The organism is Streptomyces roseus, assembly GCF_001044425.1.
Taxonomy (GTDB): domain Bacteria; phylum Actinomycetota; class Actinomycetes; order Streptomycetales; family Streptomycetaceae; genus Streptomyces; species Streptomyces roseus.
Genome location: NZ_LFML01000149.1, coordinates 149,754 through 168,742 on the forward strand (window position 1 = coordinate 149,754; position 18,989 = coordinate 168,742).

Below are 18,989 nucleotides of genomic sequence, written 5' to 3' on the forward strand. Positions count from 1 at the left end.
CTCCGGTGGATGGGGTGGCCGGGCCGCATGTGTGGGGTGAGCTGCCGGAGGGTGAGCTGACGGGCGCGGTGGTCTTCCACGTCCCGGACACCGAGGGTCTGTTGCCGGATGCGGTGCGTTCGGCGACCGGTCGGACGCTGGCGGTGGTGCAGGAGTGGCTGGCTGGGGAGCGGTTCGCGGAGACCACGCTGGTGGTGGCGACGCGTGGTGCGGTGGTCGTGGACGCGGCTTCCGAGCGTGTCGATCTCGCTCAGGCGCCGGTGTGGGGTCTGGTGCGTGCCGCGCAGGCGGAGAACCCGGGCCGGATCCAGCTGACCGACCTCACGGCGGTCACCGACGGTCTTGACGCCGTCATCGCTTCCGGTGAGCCGGAGAGCGCGGTTCGTGCCGACGGCGTCCGCATCCCGCGCCTCGTCCCGGTCACCGCGACCGCCGAGGCTCCCCTGGTCCTGGATCCGGAGGGTACGGTCCTGATCACGGGTGGCACCGGTGGTATCGGTGCGCACCTGGCCCGGCACCTGGTGACCGAGCACGGTGTCCGCCACCTGGTCCTGACCAGCCGTCGCGGCCCCGATGCCGAAGGCGCTGCCGAACTGGCCGCCGAACTGTCCGAGTCCGGTGCGGTGGTCACGGTCACCGCGTGCGATGTGGCCGAACCGGCCAACATCACCACCCTCCTGGCCTCGATCCCGGCCGAGCACCCGCTGACCGGCATCGTCCACGCCGCCGGTACGGGCGACAACGGGCTCATCGCCACCATGGACGGTGAACGCCTGGACTGGGTCCTGGCCCCCAAGGCCGACGCCGCCTGGCACCTGCACGAGCAGACCGAGCACCTGAACCTGCCGCTGTTCGCCCTCATCTCCTCCGCCGGTGGTCTGACCCTCGCCGCAGGGCAGGCGAACTACGCCGCCGCCAACACCTTCCTCGACGCCTTGGCCACCCATCGCCACGCCCGGGGCCTCGCCGCCCAGTCCCTGGCCTACGGCCTGTGGGCGAGCACGGGCATGGGCCAGTACATCACCGACACCGATGTGAAGCGCATGGAGCGCCAAGGCCTTCCGCCGCTCCGGCCCGAGGAGGCCCTCGCCCTCTTCGACGCCGCCTGCGCCTCCGGCCGGCCCGCCACCGTCCCGCTCCACGTCGACCGCGCCGCGCTGGCCGCCCGTACCGACGAACTGCCCGCGCTCCTGCGCTCCGCCACCCCCGCCCCGCAGCGCCGCAGCGTCCGCGCGAGCGCCGCCGGCGGGGGAGCGGGCGCCGCACACGAGCTCGCGGCGCGCCTCGCCGGGAAGACGGAGGAGGAGCGCGACCAGGCCCTCCTGGAACTGGCGCGGACGCACGTGGCAGCCGTACTGGGCCACGAGTCGGCCGACGCCATCGCCCCCGACCGGGCCTTCCAGGAGCTCGGTTTCGACTCCCTCAGCGCCGTCGAACTGCGCAACCAGCTCAAGGCGGCCACCGGGCTCCGGCTCCCCGCCACCCTCGTCTTCGACTACCCGAACGCCCGCGCCGTCGCCCAGTACATCGGCGAGTCCATCGGCGGAGCGGCTCAGGGCGCGGCCGCCCGTCCGGCCCCCGCGGTCGCCCGTACGCGGGCGGACGCCGACGACGACCGGATAGCGATCGTCGCGATGAGCTGCCGCCTCCCCGGCGGGGTCACCTCGCCCGAGGAGCTGTGGCAGCTCGTCGTGGAGGGCCGGGACGCCGTCTCCGGCTTCCCGCTCGACCGCGGCTGGGACGTGGAGAACGTGTACGACCCGGAGCCGGGCGTGCCGGGGAAGACGTACGCCAACGAGGGCGGCTTCCTCTACCGGGCCGGCGACTTCGACCCGCACTTCTTCGGGATCAGCCCCAACGAGGCACTGATCATGGACCCGCAGCAGCGGCAGCTGCTGGAGGTCTCGTGGGAGGCCATCGAGCGGGCCGGCATCAACCCGCACACCCTCAAGGGCAGCAGGACCGGCGTCTTCGCGGGCGTCATGTACCACGACTACGGGCAGGGCACCGAGGCCGCGGCCACCACCGGCGGCAGCCTGATCTCGGGCCGCGTCTCGTACACCCTCGGCCTCGAAGGGCCGTCCATGACCGTGGACACGGCCTGCTCCTCGTCCCTCGTCTCGCTGCACCTGGCCACCCAGTCGCTGCGTTCCGGCGAGTGCTCGATGGCGCTCGTCGGCGGTGTCGCGGTGATGGCGAGCCCCGACATGTTCGTCGAGTTCAGCCGCCAGCGCGGGCTCGCCGCCGACGGCCGCTGCAAGTCCTTCGCGGGCGCCGCGGACGGCGCCGCCTGGTCGGAGGGCGTCGGCGTCCTCGTCATCGAGCGGCTCTCCGACGCCCGCCGCAACGGCCACCCCGTGCTCGCGGTCATCCGCAGCTCGGCCGTCAACCAGGACGGCGCGTCGAACGGCATGACCGCCCCCAACGGTCCCTCGCAGCAGCGCGTCATCCAGAGCGCACTGGAGAAGGCCGGACTGACCACGGCCGACGTGGACGTGGTCGAGGCGCACGGAACGGGCACCAAGCTGGGGGACCCGATCGAGGCGCAGGCCGTACTCGCCACGTACGGGCAGGGCCGCGACGAGGACAAGCCGCTGTGGCTCGGCTCGCTGAAGTCGAACATCGCGCACACGCAGGCCGCGGCAGGTGTCGCCGCCGTCATCAAGATGGTCCAGGCGCTGCGCCACGAGTTGATTCCCAAGACCCTGCACGTCGACGAGCCCACCCCGCACGTCGACTGGACGGAGGGCAACGTCAAGCTGCTCACCGACGCCGTCGCATGGCCGGCGGGCGAACGGCCGCGCCGCGCGGGCATCTCCTCCTTCGGGCTCAGCGGCACGAACGCGCACGTGATCCTGGAGGAGGCTCCGGCCGCTCCGGAGGCCGCCGCGCAGGAGGCTGCGCGCGCGCTGCCCGCCGTACCGGTGGTGCTGTCGGCCCGGTCCCCCGAGGCCCTGGCCGGCCAGGCGCAGCGCCTCGGCGCGCACCTCGCCGACCACGAGGAGCTCTCGCCGACGGACCTCGCGTTCTCCACGGCGACCTCGCGTACCGCGCACGAGTACCGGGCCGCGGTGATCGCCGAGAACCGCGAGGAACTGCTCGCCGGGCTGGCGGCGCTCGCCGAGGGCTCGGAGACGGGCGTGGTCCGGGGCCTGGTACGGGAGGGCCGCTCGGCGTTCCTGTTCACGGGCCAGGGTGCGCAGCGTCCGGGGATGGGGCGTGAACTGCACGCCGCGTTCCCGGTGTTCGCGCAGGCACTGGACGAGGTGGTCGGGGCGCTGGACGCGCACCTGGACCGGCCGCTGTACGAGGTGATGTGGGGTGACGACGAGCAGGCGCTGAACAGCACCGCGTTCACTCAGCCTGCCCTGTTCGCGATCGAGACGGCCCTGTTCCGGCTCGTCGAGTCGTGGGGGGTGCGGCCGGAGTTCCTGGCCGGTCACTCCATCGGCGAGATCACCGCCGCGCACGCGGCGGGGGTGCTGTCGCTGGAGGACGCGGCCCGACTCGTCGCCGCACGCGGCCGCCTCATGCAGGCGCTGCCGGCCGGCGGAGCGATGGCCGCGATCGAAGCCACGGAGGAGGAAGTCCTTCCGTACGTCTCCGACGTCGTGGGCATCGCCGCCATCAACAGCCCCCGCTCCATCGTGGTCTCCGGCAGCGAGGAGGCCGTCGAGGCGATCCGGGCGGCCTTCGCCGGACAGGGCCGCAAGAGCACCCGGCTGCGTGTCTCGCACGCCTTCCACTCCCCGCTGATGGATCCGGCGCTCGCGGAGTTCCGTGCCGTCGCCGAGTCCGTGACGTACGCGCCCGCGCAGATCCCCGTCGTCTCCGGGGTCCACGGACAGCTCAGCGAGGACTGGGGCACCCCCGACTACTGGACCCGCCACCTGCGCGAAGCCGTCCGCTTCTCCGACACCGTCCAACACCTCCACGCCAAGGGCGTCACCCGGTTCCTCGAACTGGGCCCCGACGCCGTCCTGACCGCGCTCACCCAGGTCTCCCTGGACAGCGGGGGCGTGCTCGTCGAGCCCGCGTTGCGCCGCGGCCGCCCCGAGGTCCGCAGCCTCCTGACCGCGCTGGCCCACCTGCACAGCGCGGGCTCGCGCGTCGACTGGGCCGCTTTCTACGCCGGCACCGGCGCACGGCGCGTCGACCTGCCGACGTACGCCTTCCAGCACGAGCGGTACTGGCTGGAGGCCACCCCGGCCACCGACGTCGCCCACCACGGCCAGACCTCGGTCGGCCACCCGCTGCTCAGCGCGGCCATCACCCTGGCCGGATCCGACGAGGCGGTGCTGACCGGCCGCCTCGCCCCGAGCACGCACGCCTGGGTCGCCGACCACGACGTCCTGGGCAGCGTGCTGTTGCCGGGCACCGGCTTCGTCGAGCTGGCGCTCCGGGCGGGCGACCAGGTCGGCTGCCCGGTCCTGGACGAACTCACCCTTCAGGCACCGCTCGTACTGCCCCGGAACGGTGGCGTGGCCCTCCAGGTGTCGGTCGGTGCCCCGGACGAGACGGGCCGCCGGCCCGTACGGATCCACTCGCGCCACGAGGACGCCCCGGCCGACACCCCCTGGCTGCTGCACGCGGACGGCCTGCTCGGGACCCGGCCGGTCGCCGCCGGCGAGGAGCTCACCGTCTGGCCGCCCGCCGGAGCGACCGCGGTGGACGTGAGCGACACGTACGAGGTGCTCCAGGGCCGCGGCTACCACTACGGACCGGTGTTCCAGGGCCTCACGGCCGCCTGGACCTCCGGCGAGGACATCTACGCCGAGATCGAACTGCCCGAGCAGGCCCACGCGGACGCCGAGGGCTTCGGGGTCCACCCGGCCCTCCTCGACGCCACCATGCACGCGCTGGGCATCGGCGGTCCGGGTTCCGGCGGCCAGGACTCCGAGGGGGGCGCGCAGCCGCTGCTGCCGTTCTTCTGGGAGGACGTGTCGCTCTACGCGGTCGGCGCCACGGCGCTGCGCGTCCGGATCTCGTGGACGTCCGAGAACACCATGTCCCTGGACGCCGCCGATGCGGCCGGCGCCCCGGTGCTGTCGGTGAAGAGCCTGACGTTCCGTCCGGTGTCGCAGGAGCAGCTGAGTGCGGGTCGGCCGGAGTCGTTGTTCGAGATCGCGTGGCGTCCGCTGGCGGCTCAGGCTCAGGCTCAGGCTCCGGTGGATGGGGTGGCCGGGCCGCATGTGTGGGGTGAGCTGCCGGAGGGTGAGCTGACGGGCGCGGTGGTCTTCCACGTCCCGGACACCGAGGGTCTGTTGCCGGATGCGGTGCGTTCGGCGACCGGTCGGACGCTGGCGGTGGTGCAGGAGTGGCTGGCTGGGGAGCGGTTCGCGGAGACCACGCTGGTGGTGGCGACGCGTGGTGCGGTGGTCGTGGACGCGGCTTCCGAGCGTGTCGATCTCGCTCAGGCGCCGGTGTGGGGTCTGGTGCGTGCCGCGCAGGCGGAGAACCCGGGCCGGATCCAGCTGACCGACCTCACGGCGGTCACCGACGGTCTTGACGCCGTCATCGCTTCCGGTGAGCCGGAGAGCGCGGTTCGTGCCGACGGCGTCCGCATCCCGCGCCTCGTCCCGGTCACCGCGACCGCCGAGGCTCCCCTGGTCCTGGATCCGGAGGGTACGGTCCTGATCACGGGTGGCACCGGTGGTATCGGTGCGCACCTGGCCCGGCACCTGGTGACCGAGCACGGTGTCCGCCACCTGGTCCTCACCAGCCGCCGCGGCCCCGACGCCGAGGGCGCGATCGAACTGGCCGAGGAACTCTCCGAGCTGGGCGCCGAGACCACCCTCACCGCCAGCGATGTGGCCGACCCGGCCAACATCACCACCCTCCTGGCCTCGATCCCGGCGGAGCACCCGCTGACCGGCATCGTCCACGCCGCGGGTACGGGCGACAACGGGCTCATCGCCACGATGGACCCCACGCGCCTCGACCACGTCCTCGCCCCCAAGGCGGACGCCGCCTGGCACCTGCACGAGCAGACAGAGCACCTCAACCTGCCGCTGTTCGCCCTCATCTCCTCCGCCGGCGGCCTCACCATGGCGGCCGGACAGGCCAACTACGCCGCCGCCAACACCTTCCTCGACGCCCTGGCCACCCGTCGCCACGCCCAGGGCCTGGCCGCCCAGTCCCTCGCGTACGGGCTCTGGGCGGGCACCGGCCTCGGCCAGTACGTCTCCGAGACCGACGTCAAGCGCATGGAGCGCCAGGGCCTACCGCCGCTCCGGCCCGAGGAGGCCCTCGCCCTCTTCGACGCGGCCTGCGCCTCGGGCCGGCCCGCCACCGTCCCGCTGCACATCGACCGCACCGCCCTCCAGGCGCGCGCCGACCGGCTGCCCGCGCTGCTGCGGCCCGCCACCACCCCCACCCAGCGCCGGACCGCCGGGGCCAAGGCCACCGAGACGGAGCTCATCTGGCTCCGCATCGGCCAGGCGTCGCAGGACGAGCAGGAAGCGGCCCTGCGCGAGCTCGTGCAGGGCCGGGCCGCCCACCTCCTCGGTCACGCGAGCCCCACCGCCATCGACGTCGAGCGGGGCTTCCTGGAGTCCGGCTTCGACTCGCTCAGCGCGATGGAGCTGCGCAACGCCCTCATGAAGGACACCGGGCTCCGGCTGTCCCCGATGGTGGTGTTCGACAGCCACAGCCCGGCCCAGCTGGCGAAGGTGCTGCTGGCCGAGTACGCCGAGCAGGGCCCCCGTACGACGGCCGCCGAGGCCACCACCCCGACCGCCACCGCCACCCCCACCGCCGCCCCCCGGCCGGCCCGGGGCGCGGGGGAGACCCTGCGCGACCTCTTCCACGGCGCCGTGGTCGCCGGCCACGCCGACAAGGGCTTCGACCTGCTGCGCGCGGCGGCGGCCGTCCGGCCGTCCTTCGAGACGGCGGCCGAGCTGGAGCGCGTACCGGCCGCGGCGCGGCTCGCGGACGGCGACGGTGCGCAGGGCCCGCACCTGATCTTCGTCAACACGCCGATGGCGACGGGCGGGGCGTACCAGCACGCGCGGCTCGTCTCCCACCTCCGGGGCGGGCGGAAGGTCTCCGCCCTGCCCATCCTCGGCTTCGACCCGAGCGAGAGCCTCCCGGCCACCGCGCAGGCGGCGGTCGAGGGCCTGGCCCGCACCGTCCTGGAGGCGGTGGGCGACGAGCCGTTCGTCCTCATCGGCTACTCCTCCGGCGGCACCCTCGCCTACGCCACCGCCGGGCACCTGGAGCGCGCCCACGGCATCCGCCCGCACGGCGTGGTCCTGCTCGACACGTACAACGTCCACGACGGCGAGAGCGAGGGCGTCCCGATGGACGACCTGGCGCTCGGCATGTTCGACAAGGAAGCGGCCTTCGGGGAGTTCGACACCACCCGGCTCTCGGCCATGGGCCGCTGGGTGGAACTCGTACCGAACCTGCCCCTCGACTCCGTCGCGGCCCCCGTCCTGTTCGTCCAGTGCACCCAGTCCTTCGTACCGGACGGCGACGACCCCTCGCCGGAGCTCACCCGGGGCAAGGCCGAGCCCTGGGAGAGCGCCCACACGCTGCGCCCCGTCGCGGCGAACCACTTCACGATCGTCGAGGAGCGCGCGCAGGACACCGCCCGCGTACTGGAGGACTGGCTCCTCTCGGACGCCCTCGGCGTCGCACAGACCGCCCGCCCGACCACCACCCAGAAAGCGATGTGAGACGACGGTGGCACTCAAACCCAAAGGCACCGTGCCCTTCGGCCCGTACGAGACCTGGTACCAGGTCACCGGTGACCTCCAGTCGGAGCGGCCCGCGCTCGTCGTCGTCCACGGCGGCCCCGGCAGCACCCACGACTACCTGAAGAACCTGAAGGAGCTGGCGGCGCACACCGGACCGGTCGTCCTGTACGACCAGCTCGGCAACGGCGGCTCCACCCACCTGCCCGACAAGGGCGCCGACTTCTGGACCCCGGAGCTGTTCGCCGACGAGCTGGAGAACCTGGTCACGCGCCTGGGCATCGCCGGCAACTACGTCCTGTTCGGGCAGTCCTGGGGCGGCCTCCTCGTCACCAAGTACGCGGCCGCCCGCCCGGCCGGCCTCCGCGGCCTGGTCATCGCCAACGCCCCGGCCTCGTACCCGCTGTGGCTCCAGGAGGCGGAGCGTCTGCGCGCCGACCTGCCGCCCGGCGTCAACGAGACGCTGCTGCGCCACGAGGCCGCGGGCACCACGGACAGCGACGAGTACCACAACGCGATGCGCCCCTTCTACGAGAAGCACGTCTGCCGGCTCAAGCCGTGGCCGCGCGACTACCTGGCCTCGTTCTACGAGGTCTACAACGACCCGACGGTGTACTACGCGATGAACGGCCCGAGCGAGTTCCACGTCAACGGCACCCTCAAGGACTGGTCGGTCGTCGACTACTGCCCGCAAGTGGACGTCCCGACGCTGCTGATCTCCGGCCGGTACGACGAGGCGACCCCGGCGACGGTGCAGCCGTTCCAGGACCTGATCCCCGACGTCCGGTGGGTGATCTTCGAGGAGTCCAGCCACCTCCCGCACCTGGAGGAGCCGGAGCTCTTCCAGCAGGTGATGAAGGAGTTCCTCAGCTCGCTGGCGGACACCGGGCAGAAGGAGGCGGCGGGTCATGGAGCCCTCTGACCGTACGCGCAGCGCCCTGGTCTTCCCCGGCATGGGCCCCGTCCCGTTCGCCGAGGTCGCCAAGTTCATGCTGGTCAACCCGTTCGCCCGCAAGCTCTTCGCCGAGGCGGACGAGGTCCTGGGCTACTCGCTCTTCGAACGGTTCAAGACGGCCGAGGGCGACTACTCCGAGGCCGCCCAGGTGGCGTTCCTCGTGAACTGCCTCGCCCTCGCCCAGTGGGTGGAGCACGAGTTCGACGAGCGGCCCGCCTTCTGCACCGGACTGAGCTTCGGCGAGAAGGCCGCCGCCGTGCACTCCGGGGCGCTGTCGTTCGCCGACGGCGTCCGCTTCACGGCACGCTTCGCCCACACCCTCGACGCCTACTTCGCCGAGGAGCACCCGGAGGAGGTCGCCACCCAGTCCTTCGCCCGGACCCCGCGCGCCCGGCTGGACGAGGTGCGGGCCGAGCTGACCGAGCAGGGCGAGTGGCACGACGTCACCTGCGTCGTGGACGAGGACTTCGCGATGCTCACCCTGCGCAAGTCCCGGCTGGAGTGGCTCCAGCAGCGGCTGCGGGCGCTCGGCGGCATGCCGCTGTACGTCATGGAGCCGCCGCTGCACTCACCCGCGTTCGGCGGGCTGCGCCGGCGGGTCGAGGACGAGGTACTGGCGGGGCTGACGCTGCGCGACCCGCACCTGCCGGTCGTCGCCGACCAGGACGGGGCGGTGCTCACCACGGGTGAGGAGGTACGGAACCTGCTGCTGGACGGCTGCGTCCGGCCGGTCGACTGGCCGGGCGTGCTCGGCTCGCTGCGCGACAAGGGCGTCGGAACCCTCTACGTGGCCGGGCAGGACGCCCTGTTCGGCCGGGTGGGGGCGGCGACCCGCAACTTCAAGGTCGTACCGGTCAACCCCCGGCTCGCCATGCGGCCGCGCCGCCGGACCGCGACCGCCGCCTGAGGGCGGCGGCCGCGGCCGCGGCGGCGCGGTCTCCGCCGTGGTCAGCGGCTGGCCGCCTCGGACATCTTGCCGATCTGCTCCCACAGCACCGCGGGGGTGGCGAAGGTGTCCAGGGACAGCGCCTCGTCCACGAAGCGGACGTCGTACGCCTGCTCCAGGGAGCCCAGGAGCTCGACGACCCCGAGGGAGTCCAGCCCCACGGCCCGCAGATCGGTGTCGTCCTCGAGCGGCTCGTCCGCACTGAGGAACGGCAGGTACTCCCGCAGGAGTTCCTCGAAGTTGTTGTCCCAGTCCTTGTCCCAGCCCATGGTGACCCCAGTCTTTTCCGCTGTGTCGGTCGTCGGTTCGACCCTTCCCAAGCACATGACGCTAGGACGGCCGAACGGAGCCCAGGAACCCCGGCCTGACCCCTAATCCACCCAACCGCCCATCCCCCCACGCACCATCCGCGCATCCACCCATCCGCTCATCCACCGGCCCGCCAAGAAATCGCACCTCTCTCGGATCCTTCGGAGTGATCATGTCTGACACCAAGCGCCAGGCCTTGTACGAGCGCTTCCGCCGCGGGCTGGCCCTGTCCCCCGACCGCCCCGCGCTGCGGATCGGCGCCGAGTCCTACACGTACCGGGAACTGCACGAGCGGGCCCTCACCTGGGCCGGCTCCCTCGGCTCCGCGAAGGTCGTCGGCGTCCTCGCCGGCAAGAGCGTGACCGCGTACGCCGGCATCCTCGGCGGGCTCTACGCGGGCGCCACCGTCGTCCCCCTGCACCCCGACTTCCCGGCGGCCCGCACCGCCCGCATGCTCGAACTCTCCGCCGCGGCGGCCCTGATCGTCGACGCCCAGGGCCGGGCCGCCCTGGGGGACGTCGACATCCCCCTGGTGGAGCCGGATCCGGCGCTCGCCCTCCCCGAGCCCCGCGAGGTCGGTCCGGCGGACACGGCCTACATGCTGTTCACGTCGGGCTCCACGGGCCGCCCGAAGGGCGTGCCGATCAGCCACGGCAGCACGCACCACTACTTCGAGCTCCTCGACGCCCGCTACGGCTTCACCCCCGAGGACGTCTTCACGCAGACCTTCGACCTGAACTTCGACTGCGGCATGTTCGACCTGTTCTGCGCCTGGGGCGCGGGCGGCGTCGTCGACGTCGTACCGCCGAGCGCCTACCTCGACATGCCGACCCACCTCGAAAGGCGCGGCATCACCGTCTGGTTCTCCACCCCCAGCGCCATCGGCCTGATCCGCCGCATGGGCGGCCTGAACCCGGGCGCCCTCCCCACCCTCCGCTGGAGCTTCTTCGCGGGGGAGGCCCTGCGCTGCCAGGACGCCGCCGACTGGCAGGCCGCCGCGCCCGGCTCCACCCTGGAGAACATCTACGGGCCGACCGAACTCACCGTCACCATCACCGGCTACCGCTGGGACCCGCAGACCTCGCCCGGCCAGGCGGTCAACGGCCTCGTCCCGATCGGCGCCGTCCACCCGGGCCACGACCACGTCCTCCTGGACGAGGACGGCTCCGAGACGGACACCGAGGGCGAACTGCTCATCACGGGACCGCAGATGGCCACCGGCTACCTCGACCCGCAGGACGACGCAGGCCGGTTCGTTGAACGCGCCGGCCGCGTCTGGTACCGCACGGGCGACCGGGTCCGCCGGCTGGCCGGCGGCGACCTGATCTACCTCGGCCGCCTGGACTCCCAGGTCCAGGTACAGGGCTGGCGGGTCGAGCTCGCCGAGGTGGACCACGCCCTGCGCGCCGTGGAGGGCGTGGAGGACGTGGTCACGGTGGCCCGCCCGGTGGACGGCAGCACGGAACTCGTCGTCTTCTACACCGGCGAGCCCCGCCCGGCGGCCGAACTCGCCCGGAGCCTGCGCGAGGTCCTCCCGCACGGCATGCTCCCCCGCCGCTTCGAACACGTCCCGGAGTTCCCCCTGAACTCCAACCGCAAGGTGGACCGCCCGGTCCTCACGGCCCGAGCCGAAGCCCTCCTCACCCCCCGCCGCCGCGCCGCCTGACACCTCCGAACCCTGCCGCACGGCCCCACCGCCCCCGCCCGGTGGGGCCGTGCGCCCGCCGGCGACGTCCACGCCGTTAGGGTGGCAGGGCACGTGCCCGGCCCGGAGGAGCAGAGCAGAGGATGATCACCCAGATTCGGATCGACGGCTTCAAGTCCTTCCGCGACTTCAACCTTGACGTGCCGCCGAAGCTCCTCCTGCTGGGCCCGAACGGCGCCGGGAAGTCGAACCTCTTCGACGCGCTGCGCCTGGTGGCCGGCACGGCCGACCGCGGATTCGAGGCAACGGTCCGCGAGGACTCCCGGCTGTCTCCCGCGGGGCTCTTCCACAAGGGCGCCGAAGAACCGGCCCACACCCTCACCATCACGGTCGGAACGCTGGTCGCCTCCCAGGACGGACCGCTCCCCGTCCGTATCCGTCTTCGCGTGGGTCGTGCGCCCAACGGGCAGGTCGGAGTGGTCAGGAGGAGCGCCATCTGGGTCAGCAGCCTCGACAGACCCGACTGGATGACGAACGTGGGGCTGGACGAGGCCGCGCGCGCCGCCGTCACGGAGGCGCGCTCGGCATTCCTCACGCGTACGCACGGCGTGGACTACGTGCCCTTCCAGGGACACATCGGCCCCGCCTGGGAGCCGCCGCAGGCGCCGGCGGAGTCCGGGGACGACACCGAGGACGGTGAGGAGGACGGGGAGAGGTACGCCGAGGACTTCAGGCCGGCGCCGGGCGCCGAGCTGCTGGCCCTGGCCGCCCGCGAGTGCGCCTCCTGGCACCCCTTCGTCCTCGATCCGGTGGCGTTGCGCGCGCCCACGGCCGCCCTCGCCACCGGTAGGACCAGCCCGGACGGAGGCAACCTGGCAGCGGTTCTGCACCGCATCAAGGACGAGTCGCCGGGAAACTGGAGGCGGTTCGTCGGCGACCTGGCCGCACTCGTCGACGGGGTGCAGGACATCCGGCCGCTCTACGACCGGCGCCGGGACGAATACGACTTCGAGGTCGAATTCGGCAACACCGGCTGGATCAGCCCGCCCGCCCTCTCCGACGGCACCCTGCGGATGGTGGCCCTGCTCGCCGCCGCCGCGGACCCGGCCTGGCCCGGCGGGATGTACGTGGAAGAGATCGAGAACGGCATGCACCCCGAGCACGTCGCCGACCTCGTACGCAGGCTCGGGCGCGGCGCCGGGGTGCCACCGCACGGCTCCGCCCTCACGCCCGCCGTACCGTACCGGCAGCTCATCGCCACCACGCACTCCCCGGCCCTGCTGGCAGCACTCCGCGCCGACCTGTCCGGGAGCCTCGTCTTCATGGAGCAGGCCGACCGGGTCGATCCGCAGAAGCAGAGCGCCGTCCGCACGACCGTCGCCCGTCCGCTGCGGAGCTTCGACCCGGAGCGGGATCCCGGAGAGACGGTCTCACCCGAACACGTGGAGAGGTTGCTGCGAAACCTGGGCCGGGGGCTGTCGTGACGTACAAGTACAGGCCCCTGACACCAGGCCTTCTCGTCGAAGGCAGCGACGGACCCTATCTGGCGAGCCTGGTCAAACGCCAGTTGGACCGGCTGATCCGGGAACGCAGCTCGCAGACCGTGGAGGTCCTGGGATGCGCGGTGTCCCCCGTACGCACGAACGACAAGCCGGAACGGGTGCTGCGCGCCGCCGAGGAACTCGCCCGGGACTGCGACGTGGTCTTCGTCCATGGTGACGAGGACGCCCGCGACGAGCGCCTCAAGCTGGTCGCCGAGCTGGAGCAGCGCCGGGGACTGGCCCCGCGGGCCGGGGTGTCGGTTCCCCTCGTCCCGGTGCTCATGACCGAGTCGTGGATGCTCGCCGACCGGAAGGCGCTGGAACGTGTCATCGGCGCCGAACCCCTGAAGGCGTACCCGTACACCGCGCCCTCCGCGCTGGAGGGCCACGTCACGATGAAGGGCAGCAAGGACAAGCGCAACCCCAAGCAGGTCTGGAAGGCCCTCCTCGGTGCGGACGGTCGCGAGGTGCTGAGCGACCGCGCGGAGCTGCTCGTGCGGTGGACGGACCTCGACGTGCTCGGGCAGCTCCCCTCGTACCGGAAGTGGTGCGAGGACACCGCACGGGCGCTGCGGACGTTGAACTTCCTGTAGGGCGAACGGACGGTGTGAACCATGCCGGCCGCCTGGGCGGGGTCAGACCCGGGTCGGGGCGGGGAGCGGTTCCAGGCCCATCGGGAGGTCGCCCCGCGAGGTGATCTGGAGTTTGCGGTAGACGCGGGTCAGGTGCTGCTCGACGGTGCTGACCGTCAGGTAGAGCTTCGCCGAGATCTCACGGTTGGTCAGGCCCTGCGCCGCCAGCGTCGCCACCCGCTGCTCCGAGCTGCTGAGCTTCGGCCCCGCGGCCGTCGCCGGGGTCTCCGCCGGGGCGCGGTCCCGGGCGGGGGCGGCCGCCAGGGGGGCGTCCGGGAGGATCTCCCGGCACAGGGCCGTGGCCTCCGCCTCCTTCGCCAGGTTCCACGCCGAGCGGACCATCGCACTGCCCTTCGCCGCCGAACCCTCCGCCTGGAGCGCCCGCCCCAGCTCCGCCATGGCCCGCGCCGTCTCCACCCGGTCCCCGCAGCGGTGCAGCGCCTCGACCGCCTGCCCCAGGACGGCGCTGCGCCGCTTGGGATCGCCGGTCAGCGCCTTGATGCGGAGCGAGACGCCCCGTACGTACGGCCGCTGCGCATCCGCCATCGCCAGCTGCCGGAGCGCCAGCTGCTCGGCCCGCGCCCCCTCGCCCAGCCTCAACAGCGCCTCCGCCGCGTCCGTGCGCCACGGCAGGAACGCCGGGCGGTCCACCCGGCCGTCCTCCATGATCCGGCCGGCCTCCAGGAAGTCCGCGAGTGCCGCGTGCGGCTGATTGACCGCCAGCCGGTACAGGCCGCGGGCCCGCAGGAAGACCGGCCCGTGCAGGCCGGCCAAGACCCCCTTCGGCACCTGCCGGTCCGCGAACCGGGAAGCCTCCGTGAAACGGCCCATCACCGTGCACGCCCGGATCAGCACCGCCGCCGGCCCGCACGGGAAGCTCCCGCCGCGCTCCGGCAGCGCCTCCAGCGCCGCCGTCGCGTGCGCGTACGCACCCCGCGGATCGCCCATCCGCAGCAGCGCCTCGGCGTGCAGCGCGGCGAACACCGCGCTCCAGCCCGGCGCCTGGCAGCGCCGCGCCTCCTCCAGCAGGTTCCGGCTCCACGGCACGGCCCGCTCGGGATGCTCCGAGCAGAGCAGCGACCGCACGGCCTGGGCGAGCGGCGCAACCGTCGCATCGGTCAGCCGGGCCGAGTGCAACAGCCGCTCGCTCACCGCCGCCGGAGTGTCGACCAGGGTGTCCAGCGGGGAGGCGGCGGGCTCGCCGACGGCGTCCGGCAGCAGCGCCGCCGCCTCGGTGACCTGCCCCTGCGCGAGCAGCAGCCCGGCCAGCGGCTGCACCTGCTCGGCGTCCAGCAGCCCGGCCCGCGCCGCCTCCAGCAGCTCACCCAGCCGGCGCTCCGCGGCCGCCGGATCGAAACGGGCGGTGACCTGCGCGAGCCGCACCAGGACCCCGCGCCGCACGTGCTCGTCGTCCCGCCCCTGCGCGGCGAGTTCCAGCAGCCGCGCCGCCTCGCGCGCGTCGCCCCGTACGAGGAGCTCCTCGGCCGCGTCCCGCAGCACGGCGACCTCCGCCGGACCGCAGTCCGGGGCCCCGCCCTCGGCGCGGGCGGCCAGCAGGTGCCCGGCCACGGCGAGCACCGGCCCCCGGTCCTCGCCCAGCACCCGGGCCGCGTCGCGGTGGAGCGCGGTCCGCAGCTGCGGACCGCACTCCTCCAGGGCCGCCGCGCGCGCCGCGGGGTGGCGGAAGCGCAGGCCCTGCGCCGGGCGGTCCGAGACGCCCTCCGACCGGCCGTCCGCCGAACCTTCCAGCAGACCCGAGGCCTCCAGCGCCGCCAGCCCGCGCCGGGCCGCCGCCGCGCCGAGGCCGGTCAGCCGGGTCACGCGGGCGGCGGTCGCCTGCTCGCCGAGCAGCGCCGCCGCGCGGGCCAGCGCGAGCCCGTCCGGCCCGCTGCGGCGCAGGCAGGTGGCGACGGCCTGGGCGAACGGCCCGCCGGGCTCGGGAGAGGGGAGCGAGGATGCCGCCGAAGCCGACCCCTCCCGCCCGGCCACCTCCTCCACGAGCGCGCGCAGCAGCAGCGGATTGCCCGCGCTGATCCCGTACAGCTCCGCCGCGTCCGCGGACTCCTCGGGCAGGCCCCGTACGCGCGCCACCTCGGCCGCGGTCAGCCGCTCCAGCCGCATCCGCCGGAAGTGCGGCTGGCGCATCAGCTCGGTGGTGAACGCCGGGTCCTGCGCCGGGGCGTGCACCGCGCCGGCCACGACCACGAGGACCGGGGCGGAGCGCGCGTGCCGGGCCAGGTACCGCACGTACTGCAACGACTCGCGGTCGGCGTACTGGACGTCGTCGACGCAGAGCACGACCGGGCAGTCCAGGCTCAGTTCGCGCAGCTCCGCGCAGAACGCCTGCATCGCCTCGACCCGCGAAGGCGCCCCCGGACCCTCGGAGGGCCTCGGCAGGGCGAAGACCTGCTCGCTGTTGACGAGCTGGCGCAGCACGCCGAGCGGCACCTGCTGCTCCTCGGGCTCCCCGACCGCGTACAGCACCAGCGCGCCGGAGGCCGCGGCCCGTTCGGCGACGAGGTCGACGAGCGCGCTCTTGCCGCAGCCCGTGCCCGCTTCGATCAGGACGATCCGGGACTGTCCCGCGAAGCAGTCCGCGAGTGCCGTCTCCAGGAGTTCGATTCCGGCTTCCCTGCCCGTCAATGTCACAGTCGCCCCCGCGATCTCGTCGGTCCCCCACCGGTCCGGCCACCGGTCCGGCCGCTGGTCCGCCCACCGGTCCGTCCACCCGCCCTGACCCAGGACAGGATGGAGCCCGCCTGCTACAGAGCAGGTCGAGGTGGAGCGGAGATCGGGACGGAAATCGGCCAAGGCGGGGCCCGGGGGCGCGTCAGGGAGCAGGCTGTACGCAGAGCAGTCCGGCGTCGCGCATTTCCTCGACCCAGATGTCGAGATCGGCCCGCGCGTTTTCCGGTGCGGTGTTCCACAATTCGGCGAGCATGCCGGCGGCGATTTCCGCATCGCCGTCGTGGCGGCGCAACAGGATCCACATGGCGGTGCCCACCGGGCCGCACCGGAAACGGCCCGAACCGGCGGGGGAACCACCGACGGAGCCGGAGCTGGGGCCGGGGCCGGAGCCGCAGTCCGGGACCGGGCCGTCACCCGCACCCGCACCGGTCGCGTACGCGGCGTGCAGCTCCAGACAGCCGTCCGCGTCCACGGAAGCGGCGACCACACCAGGCGTCGGTCGGACGCGCACGGCCACCTCCACTGCCGGATCCGAGACGTGTCGGCAGCAGCCGATCGAGGACACCTCAAGCTATGGGCGATCGGCCGCCGGATCCATGGCGGGCGCAGCACTCTGGGGTGGCGGCTTCGGCCGACCCCCTACGGAGGGGTCGGGGCGGCCCCCCGGAGATAGGGGGAGCGAAGCGCCGCGCCACCGGCCGGTCCGGCGGAATACCGACCCCATTCCGGCGGGAATGGCCGTACGCGCGCGGCGCCATCGGGGCGATCAGCTGGGCCCCGTCCGAATGCACCGGATCAAACCGATTCGCCTCCGCTTGGCCGAATACCGTGCGGGCTGCCGGTCGAAAGGCGGGGCGAAATACCGGGTGCCCCGATTGTGCTCCCGCGCCCGCCCCGGCCTGACCGGTTCCGCACCCGTTCCGCACCCGTTCCGTACCCGCTGTGCACCCGTTCTCCACCGGTCCTCAAGCCGTCCTGGACGCGATCGCGAGCGCGCCCGCCCCGGGCACCGAGAGCCGGTGCGGCCGCTCAACGGGCGGTCGAGTCTGACGCGATCGCGGTTCGCGAGGCTGACCCCTGCCCTGCTCATCCTCGGAGGTACCAGGTGAATCCGCCCACGCCCGTCATCACCGACGCCGTCCCCAGCCAGAGCGGGACAGGGTCCAAGGAAGGGCCCAAGGAAGTACGCCGCCTCGACCGGGTGATCATCCGTTTCGCCGGTGACTCGGGCGACGGCATGCAGCTCACCGGTGACCGCTTCACATCGGAGACGGCCTCCTTCGGGAACGACCTCTCCACCCTGCCGAACTTCCCGGCCGAGATCCGCGCCCCCGCCGGCACCCTGCCGGGCGTGTCGTCGTTCCAGCTGCATTTCGCCGATCACGACATCCTGACGCCGGGCGACGCCCCGAACGTCCTGGTCGCGATGAATCCGGCGGCGCTGAAGGCGAACATCGCGGACGTCCCGCGCGGCGCCGAGATCATCATCAACACCGACGAGTTCACCGACCGCAGCATGACCCGGGTCGGCTACGCGGCCTCCCCGCTGGAGGACGGTTCCCTCGACGCGTACCAGCTGCACCCGGTGCCGCTGACGTCCCTGACGATCGAGGCGCTGAAGGACTTCGGGCTCTCCCGCATGGAGGCCGGCCGCAGCAAGAACATGTTCGCGCTGGGGCTGCTGAGCTGGATGTACCACCGCCCCACGGAGGGTACGGAGGCGTTCCTGCGGCAGAAGTTCGCGAAGAAGCCGAACATCGCCGAGGCGAACGTGGCGGCGTTCCGGGCCGGCTGGAACTTCGGCGAGACGACCGAGGACTTCGCGGTCTCGTACGAGGTCGCCCCGGCGACCCGCGCCTTCCCGGCCGGCACCTACCGCAACATCTCCGGGAACCTGGCCCTCTCGTACGGCCTGCTCGCGGCCGGCCGGCAGGCGGGCCTGCCGCTGTACCTCGGCGCGTATCCGATCACCCCGGCCTCGGACATCCTGCACGAGCTCAGCAAGCACAAGAACTTCGGCGTACGGACCTTCCAGGCCGAGGACGAGATCGCCGGCATCGGCGCGGCGCTCGGCGCGGCCTTCGGCGGCGCCCTCGGCGTGACCACCACCTCCGGCCCCGGCGTGGCCCTGAAGTCCGAGACGATCGGCCTGGCGGTCTCCCTGGAGCTGCCGCTGCTGATCGTGGACATCCAGCGGGGCGGCCCGTCGACGGGGCTGCCGACCAAGACGGAGCAGGCGGACCTGCTCCAGGCCATGTACGGGCGCAACGGCGAGGCCCCGGTCCCGATCGTTGCCCCGCGGACGCCGGCCGACTGCTTCGACGCCGCCATCGACGCCGCGCGGATCGCGCTGACGTACCGGACCCCGGTGTTCCTCCTCTCCGACGGGTACCTCGCCAACGGCTCCGAGCCCTGGGGGATCCCGGACCTCGAGGAACTGCCGGACCTGCGCGTCCCCTTCCAGACGACCACCAACCACGTCCTGGCCGACGGCACCGAGGTGTTCTGGCCGTTCAAGCGGGACCCGCAGACCCTGGCCCGCCCGTGGGCCGTCCCGGGCACGCCCGGGCTCGAAC

General features: G+C 73.2%; 9 protein-coding genes and 1 pseudogene. 7 read left to right on the plus strand and 3 right to left on the minus strand.

Annotation, left to right across the window (positions count from 1 at the left end):
- Positions 1 to 14: 14 nt before the first annotated feature.
- From ACS04_RS39805 to ACS04_RS30910, 3 genes and pseudogenes are all read left to right on the plus strand, one after another.
- Positions 15 to 7,679: pseudogene (locus tag ACS04_RS39805) on the plus strand (SDR family NAD(P)-dependent oxidoreductase); the annotation flags it as partial.
- A gap of 7 nt (positions 7,680 to 7,686) precedes the next feature.
- The gene (locus ACS04_RS30905) at positions 7,687 to 8,619 is read left to right on the plus strand and encodes a proline iminopeptidase-family hydrolase (protein ID WP_048480124.1); all 933 of its coding nucleotides are present in this window, start codon (positions 7,687 to 7,689) and stop codon (positions 8,617 to 8,619) included.
- Positions 8,606 to 9,559 carry an ACP S-malonyltransferase gene (locus tag ACS04_RS30910; RefSeq protein ID WP_209441818.1) on the plus strand — a complete coding sequence of 318 codons (954 nt, stop codon included), beginning with the start codon at positions 8,606 to 8,608 and terminating at the stop codon, positions 9,557 to 9,559. Before ACS04_RS30905 ends, ACS04_RS30910 begins: the two co-directional genes overlap by 14 nt.
- Positions 9,560 to 9,600: 41 nt before the next feature.
- Here the strand turns inward: ACS04_RS30910 and ACS04_RS30915 are convergent, their stop codons facing one another.
- Positions 9,601 to 9,867, minus strand: a complete 267-nt coding sequence (locus tag ACS04_RS30915; protein ID WP_048480125.1) for a phosphopantetheine-binding protein — start codon at positions 9,865 to 9,867, stop codon at positions 9,601 to 9,603.
- Positions 9,868 to 10,079: 212 nt separating this feature from the next.
- Between ACS04_RS30915 and ACS04_RS30920 the strand changes: the two genes are divergently transcribed.
- The 3 genes from ACS04_RS30920 (at position 10,080) to ACS04_RS30930 (ending at position 13,686) form a co-directional block, all read left to right on the plus strand.
- Positions 10,080 to 11,573 carry an AMP-binding protein gene (locus tag ACS04_RS30920; RefSeq protein WP_048480176.1) on the plus strand — a complete coding sequence of 498 codons (1,494 nt, stop codon included), beginning with the start codon at positions 10,080 to 10,082 and terminating at the stop codon, positions 11,571 to 11,573.
- A gap of 122 nt (positions 11,574 to 11,695) precedes the next feature.
- On the plus strand, positions 11,696 to 13,036 hold the full coding sequence (locus ACS04_RS30925; RefSeq protein WP_048480126.1) for an AAA family ATPase: 1,341 nt from the start codon (positions 11,696 to 11,698) through the stop codon (positions 13,034 to 13,036).
- Complete coding sequence (locus ACS04_RS30930; RefSeq protein WP_048480127.1) at positions 13,033 to 13,686, plus strand: hypothetical protein; 654 nt, start codon at positions 13,033 to 13,035, stop codon at positions 13,684 to 13,686. The genes ACS04_RS30925 and ACS04_RS30930 overlap by 4 nt, the downstream gene beginning before the upstream one ends.
- A 42-nt stretch (positions 13,687 to 13,728) precedes the next feature.
- Here ACS04_RS30930 and ACS04_RS38465 read toward each other — a convergent pair whose 3' ends face one another.
- A complete protein-coding gene (locus tag ACS04_RS38465; protein WP_053081050.1) occupies positions 13,729 to 16,368 on the minus strand; it encodes a LuxR family transcriptional regulator in 2,640 nt (879 codons plus the stop codon).
- 187 nt (positions 16,369 to 16,555) lie between these two features.
- Complete coding sequence (locus ACS04_RS39810; protein WP_245236628.1) at positions 16,556 to 16,924, minus strand: PqqD family protein; 369 nt, start codon at positions 16,922 to 16,924, stop codon at positions 16,556 to 16,558.
- A 615-nt stretch (positions 16,925 to 17,539) separates the two neighbouring features.
- Between ACS04_RS39810 and ACS04_RS30945 the strand changes: the two genes are divergently transcribed.
- Positions 17,540 to 18,989, plus strand: a 1,450-nt coding sequence (locus tag ACS04_RS30945) for a 2-oxoacid:acceptor oxidoreductase subunit alpha (RefSeq protein ID WP_048480179.1), incomplete at its 3' end; no start/stop codon positions are given.

Excerpts from the sequence above, each read along its gene's own strand:
- ACS04_RS30910 (WP_209441818.1), top strand. The coding sequence starts at position 8,606 with ATGGAGCCCTCTGACCGTACGCGCAGCGCCCTGGTCTTCCCCGGCATG.
- ACS04_RS30920 (WP_048480176.1), top strand. The coding sequence starts at position 10,080 with ATGTCTGACACCAAGCGCCAGGCCTTGTACGAGCGCTTCCGCCGCGGG.
- ACS04_RS30915 (WP_048480125.1), bottom strand. The coding sequence starts at position 9,867 with ATGGGCTGGGACAAGGACTGGGACAACAACTTCGAGGAACTCCTGCGG.
- ACS04_RS30925 (WP_048480126.1), top strand. The coding sequence starts at position 11,696 with ATGATCACCCAGATTCGGATCGACGGCTTCAAGTCCTTCCGCGACTTC.